The following is a 16,199-nucleotide window of genomic DNA, read 5'->3' on the forward strand; positions in this document are numbered from 1 at the left end:
GCAACGTGCACGAGGACGGCGCCGCCGAGGCGCCACCACCGGACCACGACCCGAGCGCGATGTACCCGTTGGAGGACTCTCGCCGTTACCGGCTCCGGAGGAAGATCGTCCTGATCGGTGCGTTCGGGCTGTTGTCGACCCTCGGGTGGAGCGTGCTCGTAACCGAACGAATGATCGATGCCCGCGATACCACCGGCGCCTCGCGTGCCGACGGGCTGGGCGACGCCGCATCCGCGCCGAGCCCCGCGCCGTCGACCTCCCCGCACCCCCGCGCCGCGGCCGGCCCCGCGACGACCGCCGGCACGCGCCAGAGTCCCAGCGTCGCGCCAATCACGGCGGCCCGCACCGCGCCCGCGAACGGCGGCACCTGGCCGGGGGCAGGCCTTCCCGGACGTCCGGGCGCCGGGCTTGTCGAGCTCCCGGGACCAGGCCTTCCCGTACGCCCGGGCGCCGGGCTTGTCGACTTCCCGGGACCAGGCCTTCCCGTACGCCCGGGCGCCGGGCTTGTCGACTTCCCGGGACCAGGCCTTCCCGCACGCCCGGGCGCCGGGCTTGTCGACTTCCCGGGACCAGGCCTTCCCGCACGCCCGGGCGCCGGCCATTCCGACCTCCCAGGACCCGGCCGTCCCGCACATCCAAGACCCGACCGTCCCGCACACCCAAGACCCGACCGTCCCGCACATCCAAGACCCGACCGTCCGGCACACCCGAGCACCGGCCTTTCCGGACTCCCAGGACCCGACCGTCCGGCACATCCAAGACCTGACCGTCCCGCACATCCAAGACCCGACCGTCCCGCACACCCAAGACCCGACCGTCCGGCAAACCCGGGAGGACTCGGCCTTCCCGAATTCCCAAGACCCAACCCTCCCGAATTCCCAGAGCTCGACCTTCCCGAATTCCCAGAGCTCGATCTTCCCGAGTTCCCAGAAGTCGACCTTCCCGAACGCCCAGAACTCGACCTCCCCGAATTCCCACAGCTCGACCTTCCCGAGTTCCCAGAACTCGACCTTCCCGAAATCCCGGGCGCCAGCGCCCGGGCGCTGGAACACCCGCGGGACGGCCGGTGATGGTAGGCGGACGTCCATGGAGAAACGCGCGCTGGTGCTGGGCGGAGGCGGCGTCACCGGCGTCGTCTGGGAGATCGGCCTGCTGCACGGCCTCGCCGAGCGGGGCGTGGATCTCGCCATCGCCGACCTGCTCGTCGGCACCTCAGCCGGTTCGGTCGTGGCCGCCCAACTGACCGGCGAGGGCCGGCGTCGCCGAGCTCTGCGAGCACGAGCCGGCCGACGTGCCCGGCAACCGCAGCGCCGCCATCGGCGCGCCGGTGCTGCTCGGCTTCGTGCGGGCCTTCAGCGCGGGCCCGCGGCCGGGCGCGGCTGCGCCCGGCCGTGGATTTTCGGTGGCAACTCACACGGCGCATGACCCAACCCGGCGCGGGCCGTATCCCGGAACGCGCGGAAAGGGCGCGGGAGGCTGTCCGCTCCCGCGCCCTGGCCGTCAGCGTGCCCCTCGGCCGGCCGTCACGCGGCCTTCACGAAGTACTGTGCGGCCGATCCGTTGCAGTCCCAGATCTGCAGTCGCGCGCCGTCCGCTGTCGAGCCTGACGGGGAGTCCAGGCACCTGTTGGAGTTCGGGTTGCGCAACCGGTTACCTTCCTGGACCCAGCTCTGTGCGCCGCTGCCGTTACAGTCCCAGAGCTGCACCTTCGCGCCGTTGGCCGTACCCGCGTTGGTGACGTCGAGGCACCGGCCCAACGTCCGCAGGGTCTGGCCGTCCCAGCTCCACTGCTGGTCCTTCGAAAGAGAAGGCCCCTGGCACGTCCACAGCTGCACGGCCGCGCCGTTGCCGCCCGTGTCGTTTCCGGCCACGTCCACGCACTTGCCGCCCGGCCCGTTGATCTGCGTCGCGGGTCCGCCCGTTGGAGGCGGCGTCGTGCCTCCGCCGTCCTGGTAGTAGCGCACGTAGTCGATCGATGCGGTGAGCGGGAACTGACTCTGCACGGGGTTCTGTCCGGGGTACGTGCCGCCCAGCGCCAGGTTGAAGATGAGGTGGAACGGCTTACGGAACTCCTCCAGGGTCGCCGGCGTCGTGTCGATCACGTGCGTTTGCACACCGTCGACGTACCAGCGGATCTGCGCGGCCGTCCACTCGATCGCATAGATGTGGAAGGCCGCGGCGTTGTTGACGGCGGGGTTCGCGACGTAGTTGGCGTTCTGACCCGCTGTCCACGGGAACACGCCGGTCCGGAGATCCCAGAAGATGTTGTTCGTCACGGTCGCGTTCGCGTTCGCGTGTTCCATGATGTCGACCTCGCCGCAACTGGCCCAGTTCGTGGGCAGGCGGTCGTAGTAGGTCTGCGCCGGGTTGTAGGCGCTCGTGGACGACTCGTCGCACGAATCACCGAGCATCCAGAAAGCCGGCCACGACCCGGTGGCGGTCGGGAGCGCCATGCGCGCCTCGATGCGGCCGTACTGGAAGGACCTCTTGGTGTCTGTCGTCATGCGGCACGACGTCTGGTAGAAGTTGCGGCCGTTGACAGTGATGGGCGTCGTGAGCCAGTTGGCGCGCATGACGAGGTTGCCGCCGGACTGCGTGCAGTTCTCGGGGCGGTACCACTCCCACTCGCCGTTGCCCCAGCCGTCGAAGGCATTGAGGCCGGGGTTGAGGCCGTTGCCGACGTTGTAGTTCCAGTTGGCGCTGCTGGGCGCGCCGGACCCGTTGAATTCGTCTGCCCACACGAGGTTCCACGCGGCTTGTGCGGGCTGCTGCTGGACGACCGTGCTGCCGACGAGTGCAATGGCGGCCGCGGTGAGGATGACCATGAGGCGCCGACTGTGTGACAGCGCTTGGTCCGCGAAACCTGCATTCATTGTCACGGAGAACGTCCTCTCGTACGGAGTGGTCCGATCTACTGCGAGGAGCGGGACATGAGACGTCTCTGTAAACATTATTACGTAAATATTTCCAACTGTCGATGCGCTGGGCCGGACTCGCAGACCGAGCCTGGGGAAGTGCCTGGATGGTTAGCTCCGGTTTGTTGCGTTTGCGCCGGGTGAGACGAGCGCCACGGCGGGCGGCCGCTCCGCCGCTCGGGGCCGTTCGTGCGGCTGTGCACCCGGTGTCCGGCGTGCCGGGCACAACACGCCGGCACTCGGCGCGTCAGTCACCGAACTCGTCGGAGTCGACGGCCGCCTGTCGCCTCGGTCGAACGCGCTCAGGTCGGCCATCTCGGCGTCGGACAGCGCGAAGCCGAACACGTCGAGATTGCTCCGAAGGCGCTGCGGGTAGCTCGACTAGGGGATCGGCACGAGCCCTTGTTGCACGCGCCAGCGCAGCACGATCTGCGGGAGCGTCCGGCCATGCGCCGCGGCGAGCTCGGCCACGAGCGGGACCGTCGGCACGTCGACGTCACCGCCACCGAGAGGTGCCCACGACTGCGAGACGGCATTCCAGTTGAAGCGAGCGGTGAGAGTCGCGGATAGACAAAACTAGGCGTGCCTCAGCCAGGAGGCACGCCTAGTGTTTTTATATATTTCTTGAGATTTCTCGGCCGACAACTAACCGCCACACCGTCCAGGGTTCACCCGAGAGGCGAATGCTCAGTGGTGCCGGCTCTCGAGGAACCATAAGAGCGCGCCCAGCCATTGTAGGTTTCGGTGGTGCCGAAGCACACAGAAACCGACTTCGGTGCAAGCCCCGAAGAAGCGCAATAATAGTCGCCTTCGCCGACCTGGCTTGGGGGATAAGTGTCATCGAGCAGGTAAATGCTTGCCCACGTTGAAATTGCGGTCGATAGCCTGTTACGCACGATCAATGCTGCCTGCACCTTGTCGGCCAGACTGTTCGACCTGATTACGCAGGACTGGGCAGACAGACCGTTGGCATTCGATACGGTTGGGCCGCAGTGCCAGTTACTGGCGATCGGGTTGCTGCTTCCGTAAGCTCTCCAGGAGCCGACGTCGGTAGCCAAGGCGGGACTGGCGGTTACTACACCCAGTCCGATAGCGGCGGTAATGCTGGCCACCGCCGAGGCGGCCAATCGCTTGAGCTTCATTCAAGACTCCAGTCTTTTTCCGAGTGTCGAACACGCAGGTAGCCTGTTCGGCGTCACTGCCTTCCTGACCGATCTGGACCCAGCAGCCCTTGCAGCGGCATCTACATGCGCAAATGTCAAGTCCAATGCCGAAAATCGGCAAAGCTGGGCAAGATCGGGCCAAAGGGCTGTGTCGCTTGTGGATCTTAAAGAACTTCGAGCAATAGTCAAGACCTGCGAATCGGCATCGGCGCGGACCAGTCAGAACGGCCTCGACCGCGCCTGATGAGTTTCCTGGAGGGAGTAACGTCCAGCTCGGTGCCCGGGTGAGCCGCGGAACTTCTTCCGTTCCTTCGTCAAACGGATTCCGAAGGCCGGCGTGCCACGGGTCAGCGTCCATGACGTGCGCTCACTGCCGGCTGATCTCGACGTGCACCCGCGGGTGCCGGTGCAGATCCTCCGGCCTGCTGCTCGGTATGCCTCGGCGCGGAGCCCGTTGGCGTCGTCCGGTGGAAACCGTGTCCGGTGACGCAATCATCTGCCGAGTTGAGGACGTGCGTCGAAGAGATCCAGCACGATGGGCGCATGTCCTCAGGACGCTCCACCTACGTGCCCAACGAGTTGTTGGGCCGTCTCATCGGCTTTCGTCTCTACTCAGTCGAGTTCGTCATGGACTATGTACGACTGCGATTCGATGGACGTGGACTCATACCGAGCATTGCGACAGCTGAGGAGACTGGCCGTGGACTTCGGGTCGAGTTCGACGAAGGGGCGGTCTGCTTGCGCCCTGCCATCGACGACCTGTCCGGACCGGAGATAGCGCTGTTGAGGGGTTTCGAGGACCCGTCCGGGCGAGGACTCTTTCGAGGACCTCGTCTGACGTCCTCCTCTGCCGTGGATCGTGTACTGCGCGGTTGCCGGTCCGGTCGTAACATCGATCGCTGACGCCGGAATGCTGAGCGCTGACCTGGATGAGAGGTCCGGCTGGGTGGCCTAATCCGAGGCGCGGTGCCGTCCACCGCTGCTCGGCTTGGCGGCGTCTGTACCGCGTTCGGTCGGCTGCTCGCCGACGTAATCCTTATTGATCCATCCAGGCGGGTCAGCGGACACTTCGGTGCGCAGATCCGACAGCCAGTTTTCCAGATCGTCGCTTGGCCGGTCCGGACCGGCAGGCGTACGGGTCGATTCGGGATCCTCGATGGCGCTCATCGCAGCGCGTGCTCCGATCGGTCGGGTGCGGTCAGGGCGAGAGTAGCGGGCTGGCGCGAGGCGCTGATGTCCGCTTGATTTCCGTCCCGTAGGCCTGTGCGCGTGACCGGAACGCGCGTGCAGGATGCATCCGTTACCACGGCCTTATCGGCCTCGGGTCCGTTGCGTCGGCTGATCTGACGATCACAGTCAGCTGAAGCGCCGGTTGAGACCGATGGCGTCCTTCGGGGGTTAGGCCTTCTTGCCGGACAGGTCGATGATGTCCTTGGCCGCGGGTGCCTCGATGTCGGGGAAGTCGCGGCCGTACTCGGTGAAAAGGGCGCGTCCGCCGTCCACCATGCTCATCTTCTGCGGCAGCGGCTCGCCGGTCGTGGCGACATACAACTCCTTGAAGTCGCCGCCCGCGTCGAGCAGCGAGATCACCGGACGCTGGTTGATGATCCGGGTCTCGCCCTTGGTGAGCCGGCCGGCCGGCTTGAGCAGCTCGGCCACGTCGAACCACTCGGCCAGCTCCGCGTACGACTTGGTGTCCGGCTTGATCCAGGACTCGCTCAGCCGCGCGGCGACGCTCTTGGGCATCTTCGTCCCGAACGTCTCGGCCAGTGTCGCCTCGTCCAGCTTCACCAGGCGCTTGCCGTCGACGGCGAGGATCATGAGCGTCGTGCCGTCCTTGGTGATCGAGCCCAGCCTGTCCTCGCCGGCCACCTCGAGCTCGATCCGGTAGTAGTCGCCGTCCTGGTGCACCAATCCGGAAAGGCGGTAGGACTTCGCGCCGGCGAGCGCCTGCTGCGCCCTCGCGAGGATCTCGGCCGCGGGCAGCGCCGCGATGCCGTTGTCGGCCGGCTTGCTCACGACCGGGGTCGCCGCGGCCTTCGGCGTCTCGGCGGTCTTGCCGCCGCACCCGGCGAGCACCAGCGCGCCGACGCCGGCAGCGGCGGCCAACTTCATGATGTTCATGATTTCCCCGTACGCAGAGATCTTCGCGGCCGAGGCATGATCCCCCGGGTAGGCGCCGGTGGCCTACCCGGGGGTCGCAATCAGACGGTGGCGGTGGGTGCCGCCTCGGTGGCCTCGGTGGCCTCCTCGGAGCGGCGACGGGCACGCAGCACGAGCTGAGTCGCGCCGACGAGCACCAGCACGCCGCCGACCCCGGCAAGGATGTAGCTGCCGGTGGTGTCGCTCTTCTTCTGCTCGTCGTAGGAGCGCGCCGTCGTGGAGCCCCGCCGGCTCGTCTCGCAGGTGTCGCCCGGGCTCATCACCTGGCTACCGCAGGTGACCGGGCCGGTCGAGGTCGCGTTGTACAGACCGAGCGGAAGCAGCACGAGGCCGACGATCAGCGCGGCCCACCGGTTCTTGGCGATCGTGAAAAGCAGGTTCATGGTTTCCTTCCCCGTTTTGGACGGCACACCGTAGCGCCGGAAGGGCGAAACCGGAATCGCACCAAACCGCCACATCACCTCAAACGGATCTTGGTGTGACCCACTTCACATTCGTCGATCGACGGCGGCCGGCCGGCTCGCTACCGGCCAACCCTGATGCCTGAGCCGCTAGATGAGTGCCGAGGCCACGGCCGGCAGGACGTCCGCCAGATTGCACAACCGGACGTGCATCAGTGATCTCCTGATCTGCGGTCGCCGGTTCCCGACCGCTAAGGGCCGATCCCCGGCACAGGGCGGCCGTCCTCGAGATAGCGCACCCGTTTCGTCTTCCAGGCGGCGCGTACCCGACGTCGGACCGGTCCGCTGAGCAGAGGCAGCGCCGTGTCGATCGGCAGGATCCGGCTTTCGGCGATCTCGATCGGCTGGATGACCACCGTGTCCAAGACGGCGTCGTCGTACACGCCGCAGTCGAAGAGGAAGCGCATACCACCCGGACGGCCAGGCCGTGGGCGCAGGAAGTCCACGCACACAAGCCGCCCCGTGGTGACGTCGAGGCCGCACTCCTCGCTGGTCTCGCGGCGACACGCATCCCAGGGCGACTCGCCGATCTCGACGATTCCACCCGGGATCGTCCAACCGCCCTTGTACGTCGGCTTCAGGATGAGCAATCGGCCCTTGCGGCCACGGACCAGAGCTCCGGCGGAGGCCGGGATGGTCGGCAGTATGAACGCTGGCTCGGGTAGCTCACCAGCGTTGACGTCGCTCATGGAGAGCATGCTAGATCTGGCGCGACCGATCGGCATCCGCCGGGCTTGAGCATCATCCTTCGAGGCCTGGCCCGCAGTCACCTGGACGTCAGCGGGGTACGAGGCCGTTCTCGTATGCGTACACCACGATCTGCACCCGGTCCCGCAGCTCGAGCTTGCTCAGCAGCCGTCCGACGTGAGCCTTCACCGTAGCCTCGGACAGGTGCAGTCCGGCCGCGATCTCGGTGTTGGACCGGCCCCGGGCCACCAGCGCCAGCACCTGGCGTTCCCGCTCGGTCAGCCGGTCCAGGCGTTCGTCGACGGTGACCGCGCCGGGCAGGTGGGGCAGCACCGTGTCGAGCAGGCGGCGGGTGACGGCCGGCGCGACCACGGCGTGCCCGCCGGCGACCGCGTGGATCGCGCTGACCAGGTCCGCCGGCGGCACGTCCTTGAGCAGGAATCCGCTGGCCCCGGCGCGCAGCGCGGCGTAGACGTACTCGTCGAGGTCGAACGTGGTCAGCACCAGTATGCGGGCCGTGCTGCCGGAGCCGACGATCTCCCGGGTGGCCTCGATGCCGTCGAGCACCGGCATGCGTACGTCCATCAGCACCACGTCCGGCCGCAGGGCCCGGGCCATGGTGACCGCCTGGGCGCCGTTGCCCGCCTCGCCGACGACGGTGATGTCCGGCTGTGCCTCCAGGACCAGGCGGAAACCGAGCGACAGCAACGGCTGGTCGTCGGCGAGGAGCACCGAGACGGTCATGGTCGGATCACCGTTGGTTCGAAGGTCAGCCGTGCGTGCACCCGCCAGCCCGGCCCGGTGCGGGGCCCGGCGTCGACGCGCCCACCGTACGCGGCCGCGCGTTCCAGCATGCCCGCCAGCCCGTGCCTGCCGGAGGGCTCCGGTTGCCGGGCGACCTGACCTGCTCCGTCGTCCAGCACCAACACGTCCGCGCGGTCCATGAGGTAGTGCAGCGTGACGTCGGCGTTGGCCCGCGGACCGGCGTGTTTGAGCGTGTTGGTGAGGGCCTCCTGCACGATCCGGTAGACGGCCAGCCCGGCGCCCGGACCCCACGGACCCGGCGTGCCCCGGCGTCGCACGTTGACCCGTACGCCGGCCGCCCGTATGCGTTCGACCAGCGCGTCGATGTCGTCCAGGCCGGGTTGGGGCGCGCGTGCGCTCTGCGGCGTACCGGAAGTGTCGCGCAGCAGGCCCACCAGCCGGCGCATTTCGCTCAGGGCCTGGCGTCCGGTGGCGGAGACCTGGCCCATCACCCCGGCGGCGCGCTGCGGCGCGCCCGCCGCGGTCGCGGCCGCGCCGTCGGAGAGAGCGACCATGACGGCGAGGTGGTGGGCGACCACGTCATGCATCTCGCGCGCGATACGCGCCCGCTCCTCCGCGACCGCGAGACGGGCGCGCTGATCCCGTTCCTGTTCCAGCCGCCGGGCGCGATCTTCCAAGGCATCGAGGTACGCCGCACGCGTGCGCTGGTTCACGCCGATCAGGACGACGGCGATCGTCACCGCCGCCACCGCGGCGAACGCGCCCCAGGCCGGCCCCTCCGCCAACCGGTTGTCGTAGCCCGGCAGCACGGCGAGGGCAACGCCCGCCCAGGCGAACCGCGCGGGTCGGTGACGGGCGACCGCGTGCAGCGCGGTCAGCGTGGCCGCGAACGCGGCCGGCGATTGGGCGCCGAGCACCTGGGAAACCCAGAGCAGCACGGTCACCGCGCAGAAGACCAGGACGGGTGCGCGCCGGCGCCAGATCAGGGGCACCGGTACGAGTACGACCGATGCCCAGTCCAGCGCGGTCGCGGGTTCGACGGTGGCGCCGGTCCGGCCGGTCAGCACGATCCCGGTGCCGAGCGCGACAAGCCCGGCGATTCCGGCGTCGGTCACGCGTGGCCGACGCCGGGCGGCAGCCAGGAGTCCGCGCAGGCTCATCCACCAATTGTGGCCCCCGGCGGTCACGGATCGCGGCGCCACAAGGCGACGCTTCCCGCCGCCAGGGTGAGCAGCACCCAGGCGGCGATCGTCAGCCCGGCCGGGCCGGGAGCCAGCATCTTGAACGGGTTGCCGGAGTCGCCCGCATACATGGCCTGCGCCGCCGCGACCGGGACGAAACGCAGCACGTCGTCGGCGATCCGTTCCGGCAGCGCCGGCTGCAGGAGCGCCGGCAGAACCAGCATGACCAGCACGTAGACGGTGATGGCCGCGGCGGTGTGACGCACCAGGGCGCCGACGCCGAGCCCGATCAGCGCGAGAGCGACCGGCGCGGCCGCCGCGCCGAGCAGGGCGCCGCCGTCGAGGTCGCCGAGCGGGATCCGCCGGCCGGCGGGAAGGAACGCCTCGCCCGCCGCGAGGGAGGCCGCACAGACCACCAGCATCAGCGGCAGGGAAGCGGCGCCGAGCGCGGCCGCCTTCGCCCACAGCACCGGCACCCGGCGGGGAACCGCCGCGAACGTCGCCCGGACCAGGCCCGAACCGAACTCCCCGGTGATCATGAGGATGCCGAACACGCCGAGGACCAACGAGACGACGTCGACGCCGAGGAACGCCTGCGCGTTCAGGGCGTCGGGGGAGACCTCGGCGCCCGGCACCCGGTAGACGTTCCAGTTGATCGCCGCGGCCAGGCCCACGGTGATCAGGGCGATCACCGACAGGACCACCCAGGTGGAGCGCAGGGCGGTCAGCTTCCCCCACTCCGCGCGCGTCACCCGCAGAAACGTGATCCGGTACGCGTTCACGACGGCACCCCGGGCTCGTCGCGGAACCGCACCCAGCCCCGGGTCAGCTCCATGTACGCCTGTTCCAGCGAGGCGCGGTGGGGTGTCAGCTCGTACACGATCAGGCGGTGCGCCGCCGCGGCCGTGCCGATCGCCTCGGCCTCCAGGCCCTGCACCTCGAGCGATCCCGCCTCCCGGCTGGTCACGGTCGCGCCGGCCGCGACCAGCACGTCGCGCAGCCCGGCCGCGTCCGGCGAGCGGACCAGGCACCGGCTCGTGCCCGCCCGGGCGATCAGCTCCCCGATGCCGAGGTCCGCGAGCAGCCGCCCACCACCGATGATCAGCAGGTGGTCGGCGGTCACCGCCGTCTCGCTCATCAGATGGCTGGAGACCAGAACTGTCCGTCCCTGCGCCGCGAGGTCCTTGAGCAACGTCCGGACCCAGAGCACGCCGTCCGGATCCAGGCCGTTGACGGGCTCGTCGAGGATCACCACAGCCGGGTCGCCGAGGAGCGCGGACGCCACCCCGAGCCGCTGGCTCATGCCGAGCGAGTACCCGCCGGCCCGCTGCCCGGCCACCTCCGCGAGGCCGACCATGGCGAGGACCTCGGTGACCCGGCGATCCGGGATCCCGTGCGTCCGGGCCAGGCCCAACAGATGCGCCCGGGCGGTACGCCCTCGGTGCACGGCACGCCCCTCCAACAACGCGCCCACCTCGCACAGCGGCGCCGGATGGGCCCGGTAGGGCCGCCCGCCGACGGTCGCCGTCCCCGCGTCGGGCCGATCCAGCCCGATGATCATCCGCATCGTGGTCGACTTGCCGGCCCCGTTGGGTCCGAGGAAGCCGGTCACCCGCCCCGGCCGCACCGTGAACGACAGCCCGTCCACCGCGGTCGTCGCGCCGAAGCGCTTCGTCAATCCCTGCACTTCAATCATGCGGCCGACGCTATGGCCGCCGACCCGCCCCGCAGGAGCGCCCACGGTCTCGTTCCTGGCGCCACGACCGCGACCGAGGTAGGGGGCGCGGATCGAATAGGGCGTTTGCCAGATCCACAAGGCAGGCCGACGACGCTAGGTTGGCCGTCGGCGCCGGGCCGCCGGTGTCCGCGGATGTCACGCCGCTCGCAGGCGCATCCCCGTACCTATCAGAATTGGAACACAATATGGTCAGTCCCGAGCCCTTCCCGAGGTCGCGCGGCGATGAGCCGGCTCACTACGCACCTCCTGTAGCTCCGCCCCCGCCTGCCTACGGTGCTCCGCCCCCGCCGCCTGTCTACGGTGCGCCGCCGATGAGTGGCGCCGCGGGAATGCCCATGAGCGCGGTCGGCCAACCGGGCAATCTGGTCGACCGGTTCGTGGCGAGGTTCATCGACGGTGTCATCGTCGGCGTCGCGGGCGTGATCCTCAACATCGTGCTCGCGTTCGTGTCGGATTCCTGGCTGCTCACCGGGTTCATCTCCGCGGTGGCGACCGCGGCCCTGTATCTCGGCTACTTCGCCTACCTCGAGTCCAGCCGGGGCCAGACGATCGGTAAGCAGGTGATGAAGCTCAAGGTGTTCGGGCCGGGTCAGGTCGGCAACCCGACGCTGGAGCAGGCCGCCCGCCGGAACGTCTTCACGGCGTTCGGCATCGCAGGCGTAGTTCCGATTGTCGGCAGCGTCCTGGGCGGGATGGCCGGGCTGGCAGCAGTGATCTTGATCGTGGTCAACATCAACAGCGACCCGCAGCGTCAGCACTGGTTCGACAAGTTCGCCGGGGGAACCCAGGTCCTCAAGGTCGGCTGACCGGTGCCACGCTCACCGCAGTGAAACGTTAACGCCGGGAGCCACGCCGCGCGCTGTGTGCGCGGCGTGGCTGTCGTCCGCGGGTGGGGCCGCTGCTCAGGACGAGCGCAGCACGATGTTGCCGAACTGCGAGGTCTCCTGGTCCACGCCGAGAAGCCCTTGCCGGTCGATGCCGATGACCGTTATCGCGATGTCGCTGACGGGCTCGGGGAACAAGGTGGTCTGCCCGTTGCGCCAGCGGAACGGCACGGCGGTGCTCTGCGGATCCGCCCACGTGGAGCCGGCGACGTCACCGCGTTCGTTGAGGTGCGAGCCGATGGCCACGTGGCCGGGCAGGCCGATGTCGATCATCCGGCCGTCCCGCCAGACGACCGGCCGTGAGTCATGGTTGCCGAAGTTCGCGGTGCCGGTCATCATCCCGGTCTCGTTGAGGTCCGCGACCCGGCCGGCCGTGGCATGCGTACCCGCCAGCAGGTCGGTCATCCGGCCGCCCTGCCAGAGGAACGGATGGTCGTCGGACGAGCCGGCGACGGTGCTCGTGCCACTCACCTGACCGCGATCGTTGATCGCCGTCGGGCTGCTGCCGGCGCCGCCCAGGGTCCCCAGCCTGGTCATCCGGCCGTCTTGCCACAGCACCGCCTCCTCGGTGGAGGCCTCGGGCCGGGTAACCGTGCCGATGACCTGGCCCCGGTTGTTGATGCCGACGGCTCGGCTGTCCATCCCTGTGGGCGTAGGCAGCATCGTCAGGCGTCCGCGCTGCCACAGGACAGCGCGTGAGGTGCCGTCCTGGCCGGTCACGGTACTGGCGACGTCGTCGCGGTCGTTGATCGAGGGCGCCCCGAACGAGGCAGCGGCGCTTCGCTTCAGATAGGTGACCGATCCGTCGCGCCACAGGAACAGCCCGTCGTCGGCGTACCCGGTGATGTGGCCCAGTTCGTTGATCGCGACGGGTGAGGCGCCTTCGATGCCGAGAGCGGTGGGCGAACTTCGGCCGTGCCACCACACCACCGCACGGAAGTCGTCCTTGGCGTCGACGCTTGAGCCGATCAGGTCGCCGCGCTCGTTCATCCCTGTCGCGAACGAGCCCACGCCACCCAGGGAGTCCAACTGGATCAGCCGCCCCGTGTCGGCGGGCGGCGGGGCGGCGGCGGTTGCCGCCGAGGGAACGGCGACGGCCGCCATGGTGGTGGCCGCCAGAATGAACAGCTTCCGGTTCAGTACGGAACGCCGCTCATGACGTGGGGTCGCCTCCGGCGGTGCGGAGGTCGGGAACGTGCGCTGCGGTGACAACGGGTGCAACATGCCAACTCCTCGAATAGCTGCCTTGTCACCCTCTAAGTCATCGGCCGCATCGATTCCGTTCGAGCGATTCGCTGTCGCGTCCCCGACTCAGGACCTGGGGATCAGTCCGCCCGGCGGCGGCGACGCCAGAAGTACGCCGCTGCGGCTGACAGGATCACGGCCGTCACGCCCGCTGCCACAGCCGCGGAGCGCCGGCGTGACTGGCCGACCCATTCGCTGAGCTTGGCTGCCGGCGATCCTGCGGCGGCGGACCAGGAGACGACTTCGCGGGCGGCCTCGTCGGGGCCAGGCACCTGAGGCATGGGCGGATCCGACTCGCCGTTGGTCGGGGTTACCGGGGCCGAGGGTGCCGAGGGTGCCGACAGCCCCACCCGGTTCTCCGCGATGACCGTGAAGCGATAGGTCGTGCCGTTCTTGAGACCGCGGACGACGGCCTCCCGCACACCCGGCCGGGTCACCCGGGCCGACGCGCCGGATCCCGTCGCCACCACCGTGTAGGCGACGATCGGTGCGCCGCCGTCGTTACCCGGCGCGGTCCAGGCGACCTTGGCGAACCCGTCGCCGGCCGCCGCGACCACGGTCCAGGGCGCGCCGGGCCGCTTGGGCGGTGCGGTGGGAACGACCGGCTGGGTCTCGTCGCTCTGCGCGGAGCGGCCGGACTTGTTGACCGCGAACACGATGAATCGGTAGGCGGTACCCGCGGTGAGGTCGGAGAAGGTGGCCTGCCGCGTGGTGGGTGCCACCGTCATGCTCCGGCCGGATGGCCGCATGATCACGACGTAGCCGGTGAGCGGGCTTCCCCCGTCGGAGGTCGGCGCCTTCCACGACACCGCGGCGGAGTTCGTGCCGGCGACGGCCACCGGCTTGGCCGGCTGGGTCGGGACGGTGCCCGTGGGGCCCAGGATGGTGACGGCGGCGCTGGGGGCGCTGGCGGCGGAGCTGCCCGCCGCGTTCTTCGCGGTGACCGTGAAGCGGTAGCTCTTGCCGGGAACCAGGCCGTCCACCCGGGCGGACCACAGCGCGCCGTCGACGGTGACGCGGTGTGGGTCGTTCTGCGCACTGACCGTGTACGACGTGACGGCCGCTCCGCCGTCGTTCGACGGTGTCGACCAGGTGACGGTGGCGGACCTGTTCCCCGGTTGGGCGTCGACGTCGCTCGGCGCCGTCGGGGCCTTCGCCGTCGGCTGGGCCTCCTTCGTCGGGGTGGTCACGGGGCTCTCGTTGGTGGGTGCCGAGTCGCCGACCTCGTTGATCGCGACCGCTTGGAAGGTGTATTCGGCGTCGTTGATCAGGCTGTCGACCTGTACCTGCGTCTGGTCGACGCCGACCGAGGCCACCAGCCCGCCGGGGTTGGCGTACACGGCGTACCCGGTGATCGGCAGGCCGCCGTCCACGCTGGGTGCGGCCCACGAGACCGTGGCCGAGCCGTTGCCTGGCACGGCCCGCAGGTGCCGGGGCGGACCGGGCGTCGAGACCGGCGGCAGCGGGTGGTCTGCCGGCAGCGCCGTCCATCCCGCCGGGACGGTGTCGTGGGACGTGGAATGCGTGTGGCCGCCGCCCGAGGGTCCGGTGACGGCGTTGGACAGGACGCTCGGGTTACCCCAGCCGTCCGGGTTCCGCGCCTCGACCGAGACGCGCAGGCTCCAGCCGGGCACGCCGTGCATGTCGAAGTCCACGCTCGTGCTGGTCGCCGCGACGGTGCGCTGCGCGATCGGCGTCATCTCGGTGGGATGTCCTGGCTCGGCACCGAAAACGCTGACCCGGTACAGGTCCACGGCCCCGGCCGTGCCCGGCCGGGACGGCGGCTGCCAAGTCGCCGTCATCGTCTCGCCGGCGGCGCGCGGGGCCACTCCCGCCGGCGGGAACGGCAGGTTGCTGTGGTTGCCCGGGATGGGCTGCCCGACCGGGACCGGCTTCGCCGCGGTCGTGGGCACCGGTACGGCCGGAGTGCCCGGCGTACGACGGCACGACTCGCGTCCGGTGTCGGTGAACCGTCCGGTGGTGGTACGGAACTCCCAGGCGTACCCGGACGGGTTCAGCTTCAGGAACAGCACACCGAACTCCTTGTCGGTGCCCGTCTCGAAACCGGCGTGGCGCATCGGGTCCAGCGCGTAGAAGCGGTGGTGGTTGATGCCGCCGCTGCCGACGATGAAGAACCGGTAGCCGTTGTCGGCGTCGACGGTGCTCTCCGGGGTGATCCGCGCCCACCGCTGATAGTTGTGGTCGTGGGCGTTGACGATCACGTCCACGCCGGCGTCATGCAGCAGGTGCGCCATCTTCGGCATGGTGACGTTGTCGCCGAACTGGCCCACCGACTGGATGGGGTGGTGCCAGTAGGCCAGCTGACACTGGTCAGGTGACTGGCCGGCGAGTTCCTTCTTCAGCCACTCGTAGTTGTCTCCGCCGGGCGAGCATGACGAGCTGCTGCAGGAGGAGCTGAGCGCGTAGATCTTCCAGCCGCCGACCTCGAAGCTGTAGTTGCTCTTGCGCTCGGGGTGTGCGCGCTCACCCCAGTATCGGAAGTAGTCGGGGGCTCCCGCGATCGAGTACTCGTGGCTGCCCGGCACCGGGTGCGTCTTGGCCTTCAGCCGGCCCCAGGTGGGGTCGTACGAGGCCTGGATGTCGTCCCACTCGCCGTGCTCGTACTGGAGGTCGCCGACCGCCAGCACCGAGTCCACGGCGTCCCCGGCGGCGAGGATGAGGTCCGAGGTCCGCTCCATGGCGCATCCGCCGGCGGAGCCCTTGCGGTGGTTGTAGGCCGGGCTCTGCGGCGAGCACGCGAGGTTACCGGCGACGGCGACGAGGGAGCCCGGCTGGTCCTGCATCGGCACCGGGGCGTACGCGGTCGCCGACCCGGCGGCCGCCTCGCCCGGTTGGGAGGCACCCATCACCGCCAGCGCTCCGAGCAGAAGCAGAAAGCCGAGGAGGCCGAGTCGAGCACGAATGCTGTAATCGCCGTGCGACATCGATCTCACTCATCTCGCCGTGGCAGTCGTCCCCCTGACTGTCGGCAGCTGC

The 16,199-nt window shown here is 69.5% G+C and carries 14 protein-coding genes; 2 read left to right on the forward strand and 12 right to left on the reverse strand.

Features of this window, described 5'->3' with window-relative positions; translation table 11 throughout:
- Nucleotides 1-1,086 precede the first annotated feature (1,086 nt).
- Complete coding sequence (locus ACIBSW_RS17160) at nucleotides 1,087-1,425, forward strand: patatin-like phospholipase family protein (protein WP_404799354.1); 339 nt, start codon at nucleotides 1,087-1,089, stop codon at nucleotides 1,423-1,425.
- A gap of 98 nt (nucleotides 1,426-1,523) precedes the next feature.
- Here ACIBSW_RS17160 and ACIBSW_RS17165 read toward each other — a convergent pair whose 3' ends face one another.
- The 10 genes from ACIBSW_RS17165 to ACIBSW_RS17210 form a co-directional block, all read right to left on the reverse strand.
- Nucleotides 1,524-2,825, reverse strand: coding sequence for a ricin-type beta-trefoil lectin domain protein (locus ACIBSW_RS17165; protein WP_354724619.1), 1,302 nt, complete (start codon nucleotides 2,823-2,825; stop codon nucleotides 1,524-1,526).
- Nucleotides 2,826-3,583: 758 nt separating this feature from the next.
- A complete protein-coding gene (locus tag ACIBSW_RS17170) occupies nucleotides 3,584-4,057 on the reverse strand; it encodes a hypothetical protein (RefSeq protein WP_354724620.1) in 474 nt (157 codons plus the stop codon).
- A 972-nt stretch (nucleotides 4,058-5,029) separates the two neighbouring features.
- The gene (locus tag ACIBSW_RS17175) at nucleotides 5,030-5,245 is read right to left on the reverse strand and encodes a hypothetical protein (RefSeq protein WP_354724622.1); all 216 of its coding nucleotides are present in this window, start codon (nucleotides 5,243-5,245) and stop codon (nucleotides 5,030-5,032) included.
- Between the two features lie 231 nt (nucleotides 5,246-5,476).
- Nucleotides 5,477-6,193: a hypothetical protein gene (locus ACIBSW_RS17180; protein ID WP_354724624.1), complete on the reverse strand. Its 717-nt coding sequence runs from the start codon at nucleotides 6,191-6,193 to the stop codon at nucleotides 5,477-5,479.
- Between the two features lie 89 nt (nucleotides 6,194-6,282).
- A complete protein-coding gene (locus ACIBSW_RS17185) occupies nucleotides 6,283-6,624 on the reverse strand; it encodes a hypothetical protein (RefSeq protein WP_354724626.1) in 342 nt (113 codons plus the stop codon).
- 269 nt (nucleotides 6,625-6,893) lie between these two features.
- A complete protein-coding gene (locus ACIBSW_RS17190; RefSeq protein ID WP_354724628.1) occupies nucleotides 6,894-7,391 on the reverse strand; it encodes an NUDIX hydrolase in 498 nt (165 codons plus the stop codon).
- A gap of 88 nt (nucleotides 7,392-7,479) precedes the next feature.
- Nucleotides 7,480-8,133, reverse strand: a complete 654-nt coding sequence (locus ACIBSW_RS17195) for a response regulator transcription factor (protein ID WP_354724630.1) — start codon at nucleotides 8,131-8,133, stop codon at nucleotides 7,480-7,482.
- Complete coding sequence (locus ACIBSW_RS17200) at nucleotides 8,130-9,314, reverse strand: histidine kinase (RefSeq protein ID WP_354724632.1); 1,185 nt, start codon at nucleotides 9,312-9,314, stop codon at nucleotides 8,130-8,132. Before ACIBSW_RS17200 ends, ACIBSW_RS17195 begins: the two co-directional genes overlap by 4 nt.
- A 23-nt stretch (nucleotides 9,315-9,337) precedes the next feature.
- Nucleotides 9,338-10,117, reverse strand: a complete 780-nt coding sequence (locus ACIBSW_RS17205; RefSeq protein WP_354724634.1) for a hypothetical protein — start codon at nucleotides 10,115-10,117, stop codon at nucleotides 9,338-9,340.
- Entirely contained in the window at nucleotides 10,114-11,031 is a 918-nt protein-coding gene (locus ACIBSW_RS17210; RefSeq protein WP_354724636.1) for an ATP-binding cassette domain-containing protein, read from the reverse strand. The genes ACIBSW_RS17205 and ACIBSW_RS17210 overlap by 4 nt, the downstream gene beginning before the upstream one ends.
- Nucleotides 11,032-11,408: 377 nt before the next feature.
- Between ACIBSW_RS17210 and ACIBSW_RS17215 the strand changes: the two genes are divergently transcribed.
- Nucleotides 11,409-11,879 (forward strand): RDD family protein, encoded by a 471-nt coding sequence (locus ACIBSW_RS17215; protein ID WP_354724638.1) that lies wholly within the window; start codon nucleotides 11,409-11,411, stop codon nucleotides 11,877-11,879.
- Between the two features lie 96 nt (nucleotides 11,880-11,975).
- Here ACIBSW_RS17215 and ACIBSW_RS17220 read toward each other — a convergent pair whose 3' ends face one another.
- Both ACIBSW_RS17220 and ACIBSW_RS17225 read right to left on the reverse strand, forming a co-directional pair.
- Nucleotides 11,976-13,181 (reverse strand): hypothetical protein, encoded by a 1,206-nt coding sequence (locus ACIBSW_RS17220; protein ID WP_354724640.1) that lies wholly within the window; start codon nucleotides 13,179-13,181, stop codon nucleotides 11,976-11,978.
- Nucleotides 13,182-13,282: 101 nt separating this feature from the next.
- Complete coding sequence (locus ACIBSW_RS17225) at nucleotides 13,283-16,069, reverse strand: fibronectin type III domain-containing protein (protein ID WP_354724642.1); 2,787 nt, start codon at nucleotides 16,067-16,069, stop codon at nucleotides 13,283-13,285.
- Between the last annotated feature and the right edge of the window lie 130 nt (nucleotides 16,070-16,199).

This window comes from Actinoplanes sp. NPDC049668 (assembly GCF_044465445.1).
Classification (GTDB): Bacteria; Actinomycetota; Actinomycetes; order Mycobacteriales; family Micromonosporaceae; genus Actinoplanes.